Source organism: Caulobacter sp., assembly GCF_035254145.1.
GTDB lineage: Bacteria > Pseudomonadota > Alphaproteobacteria > Caulobacterales > Caulobacteraceae > Caulobacter.
Genome location: NZ_DATFAV010000053.1, coordinates 13,235 through 24,909, shown reverse-complemented (window position 1 = coordinate 24,909; position 11,675 = coordinate 13,235). Strand labels below are relative to the sequence as shown.

The window sequence follows — 11,675 nt, the reverse complement described above, 5'->3', positions numbered from 1 at the left end:
AAGGCGCGCCGGCGGCCATCACGCCGGCGCGATCTCTTGGGACGGCTAGAACTTCCAGGTCAGGGACGCCCCGTAGGTGGTCGGCTTGCCCGGGAAGCGGACGACGGTGTTGGCGTTGCTGCTGACCGCGCTCCAGTAATACTCGTTGGTGATGTTGCGGCCCCAGATCGACAGGTCCCAGCCCTTGTCGGGCGCGCCGATCCCGATGCTGGCGTTCAGCACGCCGTAGCTGTCGATCGCGAACAGCGGATTGCCTTCCAGGTCGGCGTAGGACTTGTCCTGCCACCGGCCGTTCAGGGCCGCGTTAAGCTCCAGCCCATCGCCGACCGGCTGGTGGAACAGGGCCGTCAGGCCGCCCTGGAACTTCGGGCTATAGAGGAACGGCCGGCCGTCGAAGCTCTGCGGCTTGCCGGCGGCGTTGATGCCCGTATAGCCCTTGACCTCGGTGTGCAGCAGGGTGGCCGAGGCGATGAAGGTCAGCGCCCGGCTGGCGCGCCAGGTGATGTCGCCGTCGACGCCATAGGCCTCGCCGTTGGGCACGTTGGCCAGGCGCGACAGGGCCGTGTAGATCGGGTCGGCGAAGTACACCGACAGCTGCTTGTCGGTGTAGTCGTAGTAGAAGGCGCTGAGGTTGGCCTGGACGCGGCGCTCGAACAGCCCGGCCTTCACGCCGACCTCGTAGGCGGTCAGCATTTCCTGACGGGCGGGGGCGTTCTGGGTCGAGATGTTGGCGGCGTTGATTGGCGTCGCCCCGGCCTTGGCCCCGCGCGAGATCGAGCCGAACACCAGGACATTCTCCGAGGCCTGCCAGTCCAGGGCCGCGCGCCAGGCGATGTTGTCCTCGTCCAGCTTGGACTTCACGAAGCCGAAGCTCTTGGTCGCCGGGTCGAAGGTGTTGCAGCCGCCCTGGACGATCGGCGCCACGGGACCATAGGCCGCGAAGAACAGCGCCCGGTTGACGACATTGACATTGACCAGCATCGAGCCGCCGGCGTCGCGCGAGCAGCCGATATAGTCCTGCTTATCCTGGCTGTAGCGCGCGCCCAGGGTCAGTTTCAGCGTGTCGGTCAGGCGATGGTCGACGTTGGCGAAGAGGCTCCAGGTCTTCGTCTCGATGTTGCCGACGTCCTCATAGGTGCGGAACGCCTGGCTCATCTGCAGGGCGGTGTAGCCGAAGCTGTTGAACGGCGATGCCAGGAGGGTCGAGCCGACATAGCGGATCGTTCCGACATTGGCGTTCTGGCCGAGCAGGGTGCGGTTGCTGTCGTAGATCTTGTCGCGGGCGACATAGCCGCCGACCAGCCACGATCCCTTGTCTGTGGCGCCTTCCAGGTGCAGCTCCTCGGCGGCCGACTTGATGTCGCCGTGAGCCTTCTGGATCAGGATTTCGTAGGGCGCGCCGCTCCAGTCGAACACGCCCTTGCGGGTCAAGCGGTTGAAGCTGGACAGCGAGACCAGCGTGACCTTGTCGCTGACGTTCCAGGCGACCTTCAGCTTGCCGGCGTGGAACTGGTCGTTCTCGCGCAGCGGGTCACGGATGCCCAGGCCAACGCCGACATCGGCGCCGCGCACGGACAGCGGCGCCCAGTCGGCCTGGCTGGCCTTGGTCGGGGCGTGAGTGGCGACATAGTTGACCACGCCTGGCGCGTTGAACGGGCTGGCCGCCGTGGCGGGCGTGAAGCCGATGGCCTGGGCCGCGACGGTGTCGGACTTGTTGGCCCAGCCGGAATACGACGCCTCGACCTCGACCGTGTCGGTCGGCTGCATGGACAGCGACAGACGCCAGCCGTCGCGGTTGACCTTGCCCAGGCGCTCGCCGCGCGTGTTGCTGACCTGCCAGCCCTTGTCGCTGTTTTCCATGCGGAAAGCCGCCCGGCCCTGGACGCGGTCGCCCAACGGCCCGCTGACGACGCCTTCGAGATTGTAGGTCTTGTAGTTGCCGGCCTCGGCGGTCAGCGAGCCCTCGACCTGCTCGGTCGGCTTGTTGGTCACGAAGTCGATCAGACCAGCGGTGGTGTTGCGGCCGTAGAGCGTGCCTTGCGGACCCTTGAGCACCTCGACCCGTTCAAGGTCGAACACGGGGCCGGTGTTCATGAACGGATAGGCGTAGGCGACCTCGTCCCAATAGGTGCCGACGGTCGAGGTGGCCGACAGGTTGATGGTGTTGAAGCCGATGCCGCGCAGCGTATAGGTCGGCACGCCCTGATAGCTCTGGCTGACCGTGAAGCTGGGAGCGACGGCCGACAGGTCCTTGGGATCGGTGACCCGCAGCTGCTGCAGGGCCTCGCCGCTGAACGCCTGGATCGGCATGCCGATGCTGTTGGCGGTCTCCTCGCGGCGCTGGGCCGTCACCACCAGGGTGTCGATGGTCAGGCTGTCTTCCGGCTTGGGCGCGGGCGCTTGGGTTTGCGGCCCCTGGTTTCGCGCCATGGCGGGGGCCGCCAGCAGCAGGGCGAGCGCCGACACGCTCAGGGTCAAGGTCAGGCGCGTAGGTCCTGGCATCCGTTTCTACCTCCCTCTGGCCGCGCCTGCATTGGGCGCGAACTCTAGTGGGAGCGTGCGGTTGGCCCTCTCGCGTAACAAGCTATCGGAAATGATAGGTGAGGCGCCGTTACAACCCGGCGCTACAGGCCCAGCACCAGCTTGGCGATGATGTCGCGCTGGATCTCGTTTGAGCCGCCGTAGATCGAGGCGGCGCGGTTGTTCAGAAAGCGGGCCATGGCGGTCAGGCCGTGCTCGGGGCCGACAGGCGTCTCGTTCGAGCCGGCCTCGCGAGCCTTGGGCTGGTGCGGGGCGACGTAGGCGGCGAGGGCGTCGATCGAGAGTTCGTCCAGCCGTTGAAGCTGCTCGGAACCCTGGACCTTCAGGATCGAGGAGGCCGGACCGGGCTTGCCGCTGGTCGCCAGGGCGCTGAGCACCCGGCGCTCGGTGATGTCGATGGCCAGGGCGCCGATCTGCGCCTCGGCCAACCGGCGGCGATAGTGGGGATCGTCCAGCACGTGCTCGGCCTGGGCCATGTCGCGCAGGCGTTCGAGCCCCGCGTGCAGTCCGGCCGCATAGCCGCCGCCGCGTTCGAACTCCAGGAGATGCTTGGCGACGGTCCAGCCCTGGTTCTCCGCGCCCAGGCGGTCGGCCCTGGGGGTCCTGACGTCGTCGAAAAACACCTGGTTGACCTCGTGCTCGCCGGCCAGGGTGACGATCGGGTCGACCTTGATCCCCGGCCTGTCCATCTCGATCAGCAGGAAGGTGATGCCTGCCTGGGGCTTGCCCTCCGTCGAGGTGCGGACCAGGCAGAACATGTGGGTCGCCCAATGGGCGTGGGTGGTCCAGATCTTCGAGCCGTTCAGGACATAGTCGTCGCCGTCGGCCACGGCGCTCATCCGCAGGCTGGCGAGGTCGGAGCCCGAGCCGGGCTCGGAATAGCCCTGGCACCAGTAGTCCTCGCCCGCGAGAATGCGCGGCAGGTAGCGGGCCTTCTGCTCGAGACTGCCGAACGCCATGATCGCCGGGGCCACCATGCGCAGGCCCATGGGCGCCAGGTTCGGCGCGCCGGCCCGGGCGCACTCGGCGAAGAAGACGTGGCGCTGGATCTCGCTCCAGCCCGGCCCGCCGTACTCCACCGGCCAGGTCGGGGCGGCCCAGCCCTTGGCGTGCAGGATCTTCTGCCAGGCCAGGCTATGGACCTTTTCGCAGAAGACGCTGGTCATGCGGCGGCCAGCCTCGCGCAGCTCCGGCGTCAGGTTCGCGTCGAGAAAGGACCGCACCGTGTCGCGAAAGGCCAGGTCGTCGACTGACAGTTCCAGATCCACCGAGATTTCCTTCCGTCCGCGTCGTCGGGGAAACTTGCGAAGCGTCGAGGGCGGGGCGCAAGCTATCGGAACCGATAGGGAAGGCGGCCTTCATGTTGCGCAGGGCGGACGACAGCGAGCGTCTGGCGCGGGTCACGATGTTGGCCGAGCGCGTCCGCGATCTCGGGCGCGAGATCGGCCTGCCCTACGTGGCCGCCAGCGCCGACATCTCCAGTCCCGAACCGATGTTGGGCGCTGACGGCAAGCCGTTGGCCGAGACGACCTTCGAGTGGGTGGACAGTTCGCTGCGCTACTGGCGCGACCGGGCCTTCGCCCTGCGCGCGCCGTTCATCCTGGCCGCGCGCTATTCGGCCGAGCCGTTCTTCTTCCAGCAAGGCCGCTTCTTCAGCTGGCGGCCGCTGCCGCGCCTGGAGACCATCGAGGTGGCCGAGGCGGCCGAGGCCTTCGGCGTGGAGGCGGCGATCATCGCGCCGACCTACCTGACCGGCGGCGTGATCGGGGCGGTGGTCTGGGCGTCCTCGACGCCGGCGCCCGGCCTGGCGACGCTGTACGAGGCCCGGGCCGACGAGCTGCACGGGGCGGCCTTGCGGCTGGTCTGCGCCTATCGCGACGGCCAGGACGACGACGCCCCGCCGGTGCGGCTGACCAAGCGCGAAATCCAGTGCCTGAAGTGGGCGGCGGCCGGCAAGACCGACGCGGACATCGCCCAGATCATCGGCATCGCCGGACCCACCGTCCGCTTCCACGTCCAGAACGCGGCGCTGAAGCTGCGGGTGGCGGGCCGGGCCCAGGCGATCCATCGCGCCACGGGGCTGGGCTATATCGGCGGGGCTATGTAGGTCCGGCCTTGCTGGCCGTGCGGCTCAGCAGCCGTCCAGGTGGAACCGCATCAGCGCCCGGGCCGAACGGGCCACGGCGCGGACCGGACCGGCGGCGCCCAGGGTGACGCGCGCGCCCGAAGCGCCTTCCATCAGCAGCACCAGGGCGTCGGCCAGGTCGTCGTCCTTGGCCCCCGCGCGGTGGGTCAGGTCCAGGAACCGGCGGTACAGCTCCTTCTTGTAGTTGACCGAGACCACCTGGGCCGGGTGGCCCTCCTCGTGCAGTTCGAGGGCGGCGTTCGACAGCGGGCAGCCGTGGACGTCGGTGTTGCAGGCCTTGGTCTCGAAGGCGTCGAAGATCGCCTCCAACTGGGCGCGCGGGTCGCCGCAGCAACAGGCCGTCACGCTCTCCCACCAGGCCCAGTAGTCGCGCTCCTGCTCGCGTAGCACCTCGGCGACCAGCTCGTCCTTGGACGGGAAGTTCCGATAGAGCGTCATCTTGGTGGCGTCGGCCTCGGCGGCGATGGTCTCGACGCCGACGGCCCGGATGCCGTGCTGATAGAACAGCTCGCGGGCGGTTTCGAAGATCCGGTCACGCGCCGGACGCTTGGAGGCGGGCGCGCTAGGGGTCGCCCCAGCCGCTGCTTCCGTATCGCCCAAAGCCCCGTCCCCAGAATTTCTCGTCGCCATTTTGGCAGACCTCTCCTTGACGTGCGAGTTACCGGTCAGTATCTCTCCGCTGTGGCGATGATACCGAACGGTCTCGTCACATCCTAAATCGTCCTTCCGGTCGCCCGGGTCAAGTAACAGCCCCTGCGACATTTCATCCCTTAAACCCCAGAGGAGCGCGCGCCAATGCCCCCGCAAACAAACGTTTACGTCAACGCGCCCCAGGCCGCAAAGGCCAAGGGTTTCATGGGCTTTTCCAAGTCCAAGGCCGAACCCGCCCAGGGCTGGTCCACCATCCGGACCCTTGGTCAGGTCACCCGACGCGCCGCGCGGCGGCCCGTCTGGGAATAGGCCGCCTGGGCATAGCCAGAGCCACCGTCTCCTCCCCGCATCCTCCGACAGGTTCCTCCCCCATGCGTCTCCAACCCGTCATCACCAGCTTCGCCGGCCTCGCCGCCGTGGCCGTGCTGGCCGCCTGCTCGGCTCAGGCCAAGCAGGACGCCGCCGCCGCGCCGCCGCCCGCCCAGGTCACCGTCACCGACGTGGCCTTCAAGTCCCTGCGCCAGTGGGACGACTTCACCGGCCGCCTCGAGCCGATCGACACCGTCGAGATCCGTCCGCGGGTCGGCGGCTATATCGACGGCGCCCTGTTCGCCGAGGGCGCCCGCGTCAGCAAGGGTCAGGTGCTCTTCCAGATCGACCCGCGCCCCTACAAGGCCGAGGCCGACCGCGCCGCCGCCGAGGTGGCCCGCGCCAAGGCCCAGCTGGACCTGGCCATCGTCAACCGCCAGCGCGGCGAGCGTCTTCTGGAGCAGAACGCCCTTGCCCGCAGCGAATTCGACCGCGTGTCGTCGGAGGAGCGCGCCGCCCAGGCCAATCTGTCCGCCGCCCAGGCCGCCCTGCAGACCGCCCGGCTGAACCTTGAATGGACCCGGGTGACCTCGCCGATCGATGGCCGGGTCTCCAAGGCCATCATCACGCGCGGCAACCTGGTCACCCAGTCGTCGCTGCTGACGACCGTGGTGTCCGACACCCCGATCTACGCCGAGTTCAACGCCGACGAGCAGACCTTCCTGAAGTACGCCTCCGCCGAGCGCGGCAAGGGCGGGCCCGTCTATATGGGCCTGATGACCGAGGACGGTTATCCGCACGTCGGCAAGCTCAGCTTCATCGACAACGCCCTGGACGCCAAGAGCGGCACGATCGCCGGCCGGGCGATCTTCGCCAACGGCGACGGCCGCTTCACGCCGGGTCTGTTCGCCCGCATTCGTCTGGTTAGCGCCGAGACCCGGACCGTCGCCCTGGCGCCTGACCGCGCTGTCGCCACGGACCTTGGCAAGCGCTACGTCGTAGTCGTCAACAACGCCAACAAGGCCGAGTACCGCCCGGTCGAGATCGGCCCGCTGGCCGGCGACCTGCGCATCATCCGCTCGGGCCTGAAACCTGGCGACCGGGTGATCGTCGGGGGCCTGCAGAAGGTCAAGCCGGGCGACACCGTCGCACCGGTCAAGGTCAAGACCGACCTGGCCGACCTGTCGCGGCTGGAGGCCGGCGATCGCCAGATCGCCCAGGCCGAGACCCCGGTCCGCCAGAACTGACAACTCTCCCTTCCTCCTCGAGGGGGAAGGGCGGGGATGGGGGTGACCTCGGCGTCTGAAATCCAGCGCCGCGATCGCCTTCCCCCTCCGCGATCACCCCCACCCCCGCCCCTCCCCCATCAAGGGGGAGGGAAGCAGCAAACACGCCTCCTCCCCGGAGCTCCAGGACGACCCGCATGTCCTTTTCAAAGTTCTTCGTGAACCGACCGCGCTTCGCGGCCGTGCTCTCGATCATCATCTTCATCGCCGGCCTGGTGTCCCTGCCCCAGCTGCCCATCAGCGAATATCCGGAAGTGGTGCCGCCGACCGTGGTCGTGCGCGCGGCCTACCCGGGCGCCAACCCGTCCGTCATCGGCCAGACCGTCGCCGCTCCCCTGGAGCAGGCGATCAACGGCGTCGAGGGGATGATCTACCAGTCGTCCCAATCGGCCGCCGACGGGGCGATGGTGCTGACCGTCACCTTCGCGCTCGGCACCGACCTCGATAAGGCCCAGGTGCAGGTCCAGAACCGCGTCGCCCAGGCCCTGCCCAAGCTCCCGCAGGAGGTGCAGCGGATCGGCGTGACCACCGACAAGGCCTCGCCCGACCTGACGCTGGTCGTGCACATGATCTCGCCGAACAACCGCTACGACATGCTGTACCTCAGCAACTACGCGCAGCTGAACGTGCGCGACCGGCTGAAGCGGATCGACGGCGTCGGCGACGTGCAGATCTTCGGCGCCGGCTCGTACTCGATGCGCGTCTGGCTGGATCCCGAAAAGCTGGCCGCCCTGTCGATGACCGCCGGCGACGTCGTGCGCGCCCTGCGCGAGCAGAACGTCCAGGTGGCCGCCGGCCAGCTGGGCGCGCCGCCCAACGCGGGCTCGGGCGCCGATTTCCAGCTGTCGATCAACGCCCCCGGGCGCCTGACCGACGAGGAGCAGTTCCGAGACGTGATCATCCGCTCAGGCGCGGACGGCCAGATCACCCGCCTGGGCGACGTGGCCCGCGTGGAACTGGGGGCCAACAACTACGCCCTGCGCAGCTTGCTGGACAACAAGTCCGCCGTGGCCATGCCGATCTTCCAACGCCCCGGCTCCAACGCCCTGGAGATGGCCGCCAACGTCAAGAAGACCATGAAGGAGCTCAAGAAGGAGTTCCCCGAAGGCGTCGACTACGAGATCATCTACGACACCACGGCCTTCGTGCAGGAGAGCATCGACTCGGTGGTTCACACCCTGATCGAGGCGATCATCCTGGTCGTCATCGTGGTGGTGATCTTCCTGCAGGGGTGGCGCGCCTCGGTGATCCCGCTGATCGCCGTGCCCGTCAGCCTGATCGGCACCTTCGCCGTGATGCTGATGCTGGGCTTTGGCCTCAACGCCCTGACGCTGTTCGGCCTCGTCCTGGCCATCGGCATCGTCGTCGACGACGCCATCGTGGTGGTCGAGAACGTCGAGCGGAATATCACCCTCGGCCTTGCTCCAGCCGACGCCACCCGCAAGGCGATGAGCGAGGTGACAGGACCGATCATCTCCACGGCGCTCGTCCTGTGCGCGGTGTTCATCCCCACCGCCTTCATCAGCGGCCTGTCGGGCCAGTTCTACCGTCAGTTCGCCCTGACCATCGCCATCTCGACGGTGATCTCGGCGATCAACTCCCTGACCCTGTCGCCGGCCCTGGCCGCGGTGCTGCTGAGGTCGCATGACGCGCCCAAGGACCGCTTCCAGAAGCTGATCGACGCGGCCCTGGGCTGGCTGTTCAACCCGTTCAACCGCTTCTTCGCCAAGGCTTCCAACGGCTATGTCGGCGGCGTGGCCAAGACCCTGGGCCGCTCCACGGCGGGCCTGGTGGTCTACGGCGTGCTGCTGACCCTGACGGTGTTCGCCTTCGCCAAGACCCCGACCGGCTTCGTGCCGCAGCAGGACAAGGCCTATGTGGTCGCCGTCGTGCAGCTGCCCGACGCCGCCTCGCTGGACCGCACCGAAGCGGTGATCCGCCAGATGGGCGAGATTTCCAAGGGCGTGCCGGGCGTGAAGAGCTCGGTGGCCTTCCCGGGCCTGTCGGTGAACGGCCTGATCAACAGCCCCAACTCCGGCGCGGTGTTCTACACCCTCACAGACTTCAAGGACCGTCGAGACAAGGACAAGCAGGCCGGCGCCATCGTGGCGGCTCTGAACCAGAAGTTCGGCGCCATCCCCGACGCCCAGATCGCCGTCTTCCCGCCCCCGTCCGTCCAGGGCCTGGGCACCATCGGCGGCTTCCGGATGCAGATCGTCGACAAGGCGGGCCTGGGTCCGGAAGAGCTGAACAAGGCCACCCAGAACCTGATGGACAAGGCGCGGCAGGACCCGGCCCTGGCGGGGATCTTCTCCAGCTACCAGGTCAGCGTCCCGAAGATCCAGGCCGACATCGACCGTGAGAAGGCCCGGGCCCAGGGCGTCTCCCTGACCGACCTGTTCGAGACCATGCAGGTCTATCTGGGCTCGCTGTACGTCAACGACTTCAACCGCTTCGGGCGGACCTACGAGGTCAACGTGCAGGCCGACCAGAAATTTCGCCTGCAGCCTGAGCAGATGCTGCGCCTGCAGACCCGCAATGGCGACGGCCAGATGATCCCGCTGGGCGCCTTCGTCAGTTTCCACGAGACCACCGGCCCCGATCGCGAGAGCCACTACAACGGCATGCTGACCGCCGAGATCAATGGCGGCCCGGCTCCGGGCTACTCGACCGGCCAGGCCCAGAAGGCCCTGGAAGACCTCGCCAAGAAGGAGCTGCCCAACGGCATGGGCTTCGAATGGACCGAGCTGACCTACCAGCAGATCCTGGCGGGCAACACGGCGGTCTTCATCTTCCCGCTGTGCGTGCTGCTGGCCTTCCTGGTGCTGGTCGCCCAGTACGAGAGCTGGAGCCTGCCTCTGGTCGTCATCCTGATCGTCCCGATGACCCTACTGTCGGCCCTGACCGGCGTCTGGATCAGCAAGGGCGACAACAACATCTTCACCCAGATCGGCCTGATCGTGCTGGTGGGGCTGGCGTGTAAGAACGCCATCCTGATCGTGGAGTTCGCCAAGGAACGCGAGGAGCACGGCGACAGCCCGCTCCAGGCTGTCCTGGAAGCTTGCCGCCTGCGTCTGCGTCCGATCCTGATGACCTCGATCGCCTTCATCATGGGGGTCTACCCCCTGGTGGTGTCGCACGGGGCCGGGGCCGAGATGCGCCGCGCCATGGGCGTGGCGGTGTTCTCGGGCATGCTGGGCGTAACCCTGTTCGGTCTGATCCTGACGCCGATCTTCTACTACGTCATCCGTCGCTTCACGGCCCGCAAGGCCGCGGCCAAGACGGCGCTGGCCAACCCGACGGCTCCGGCCGTGGAGGCTCACTGATGTCTGTCTTCAAGCACACCCTGCGCGCCGCGCTGATCGCCGGCGTCTCCCTGACGGCCGCCGCCTGCGCGGTGGGACCGAACTACAAGGCGCCGGCGACCCCGCCGGCGGCTTTCCAGAACGCCGACCCCACCGTCTTCACCGCCGCCAATCCCGAGGCGCAGTGGTGGAAGGCGTTTGGCGACCCCGTGCTCGATCAGCTGGTCGGCCAGGCGCTGGGCGCCAATCTCGACCTGAAGATCGCCGTGGCCCGGGTGGCCGAGGCCCGCGCCCTGTTCACCGAGCAGAAGCTGGATCTCCTGCCGCACGTCACGGCCGACGGGACCTACGTGAAGAGCGACCAGCAGCAGCCCGGCTCGAACGGCCGGCGCGTCGAGAGCCAGACCTACCAGGCCGGCTTCGACGCCGGCTGGGAGATCGACCTCTTCGGCCGCGTCCGCCGCGGCGTCGAGGCGGCCGGAGCCGAGGCCGGGGCGACCCAGGCCGACCTGCGCGACGCCCAAGTCACGGTCTCCGCGGAGGTGGCGCGCAACTATCTCGAACTGCGCGGCGCCCAGGCGCGGCTCAAGGTCGCCACCCGCAACCTCGAGACCCAGCGCGAGACCCTGCGCCTGACCAAGGTGCGATTCGAGGCCGGGGCCGGCAGTCCGATCGACGTCGCGTCGGCCCAGGCGCGTCTCAACGCCACCGAGGCGGCCATCCCCGGTCTGATCACGGCCGAGACGCGCGCCAACTATCGACTCGCGGTGCTGACCGGCCAGCGCCCCGGCGCGCTGGACGCCCTGCTGACGCCACGCGCGGCCGATACGGCGCCGCTGGTCGCCGCCCTGCCGATCGGCGAGGCGGGCCAGTTCCTGCGCCGTCGTCCCGACGTCCAGGCGGCCGAGCGGCGCCTGGCGGCTTCGACCGCGCGGGTGGGGGTGGCGACGGCCGACCTCTTCCCCCGCGTTTCGGTGACGGGCTTCATCGGCTTCCTGTCGGGGACCTCGGCCGGCTTCGGCGACGCGGCCAGCAAGGCCTGGTCGGTGGCTCCGAGCGTCAGCTGGCCGGCCCTCGACATCGGCAGCGCCCACGCTCGCCTGCGCGCGGCGCGGGCCCGCGATGACGCGGCCCTGGCGGCCTACGACAAGGCCGTGCTGCTGGCGCTCGAGGACCTGGAGAACGCGCTGGTGGCCTATCGCCAGCAGCAGGCCCAGCTGAAGAGCCTGGCCGACCAGGCGGCGGCCTCACGTCGCGCGGCCGAGCTGGCTCGCATCCAGTACCGCGAGGGCGGCATCGACTTCCTGGTGCTGCTCGACGCCGAACGCACCCTGCTGGCCGCCGAGGACGCCCTGACCGTGGCCGAGACCGGCGTCAACACCGACGTGGTGGCGATCTACAAGGCGCTGGGCGGCGGCTGGACGAGCTAAACCCCGA

Annotated in this window: 8 protein-coding genes; 5 read left to right on the top strand and 3 right to left on the bottom strand. The window is 68.5% G+C overall.

Going from position 1 to position 11,675, the window contains the following annotated elements; genetic code table 11:
• Nucleotides 1-45: 45 nt before the first annotated feature.
• Both VJ655_RS02845 and VJ655_RS02840 read right to left on the bottom strand, forming a co-directional pair.
• Nucleotides 46-2,502, bottom strand: coding sequence for a TonB-dependent receptor (locus VJ655_RS02845; protein WP_324098042.1), 2,457 nt, complete (start codon nucleotides 2,500-2,502; stop codon nucleotides 46-48).
• A 122-nt stretch (nucleotides 2,503-2,624) separates the two neighbouring features.
• Nucleotides 2,625-3,809, bottom strand: a complete 1,185-nt coding sequence (locus VJ655_RS02840; RefSeq protein WP_324098040.1) for an acyl-CoA dehydrogenase family protein — start codon at nucleotides 3,807-3,809, stop codon at nucleotides 2,625-2,627.
• 92 nt (nucleotides 3,810-3,901) lie between these two features.
• Between VJ655_RS02840 and VJ655_RS02835 the strand changes: the two genes are divergently transcribed.
• Nucleotides 3,902-4,648: a helix-turn-helix transcriptional regulator gene (locus tag VJ655_RS02835; protein ID WP_324098038.1), complete on the top strand. Its 747-nt coding sequence runs from the start codon at nucleotides 3,902-3,904 to the stop codon at nucleotides 4,646-4,648.
• A gap of 24 nt (nucleotides 4,649-4,672) precedes the next feature.
• Here VJ655_RS02835 and VJ655_RS02830 read toward each other — a convergent pair whose 3' ends face one another.
• Nucleotides 4,673-5,317 carry a TetR/AcrR family transcriptional regulator gene (locus tag VJ655_RS02830; protein ID WP_324098035.1) on the bottom strand — a complete coding sequence of 215 codons (645 nt, stop codon included), beginning with the start codon at nucleotides 5,315-5,317 and terminating at the stop codon, nucleotides 4,673-4,675.
• A 165-nt stretch (nucleotides 5,318-5,482) separates the two neighbouring features.
• Between VJ655_RS02830 and VJ655_RS02825 the strand changes: the two genes are divergently transcribed.
• The 4 genes from VJ655_RS02825 (at nucleotide 5,483) to VJ655_RS02810 (ending at nucleotide 11,668) form a co-directional block, all read left to right on the top strand.
• Nucleotides 5,483-5,647, top strand: a complete 165-nt coding sequence (locus VJ655_RS02825) for a hypothetical protein (protein WP_324098033.1) — start codon at nucleotides 5,483-5,485, stop codon at nucleotides 5,645-5,647.
• A 62-nt stretch (nucleotides 5,648-5,709) separates the two neighbouring features.
• Complete coding sequence (locus VJ655_RS02820; protein ID WP_324098031.1) at nucleotides 5,710-6,894, top strand: efflux RND transporter periplasmic adaptor subunit; 1,185 nt, start codon at nucleotides 5,710-5,712, stop codon at nucleotides 6,892-6,894.
• 176 nt (nucleotides 6,895-7,070) lie between these two features.
• Nucleotides 7,071-10,259, top strand: coding sequence for an efflux RND transporter permease subunit (locus VJ655_RS02815; protein ID WP_324098029.1), 3,189 nt, complete (start codon nucleotides 7,071-7,073; stop codon nucleotides 10,257-10,259).
• Nucleotides 10,259-11,668 carry an efflux transporter outer membrane subunit gene (locus VJ655_RS02810; protein ID WP_324098027.1) on the top strand — a complete coding sequence of 470 codons (1,410 nt, stop codon included), beginning with the start codon at nucleotides 10,259-10,261 and terminating at the stop codon, nucleotides 11,666-11,668. Before VJ655_RS02815 ends, VJ655_RS02810 begins: the two co-directional genes overlap by 1 nt.
• Nucleotides 11,669-11,675 lie beyond the last annotated feature (7 nt).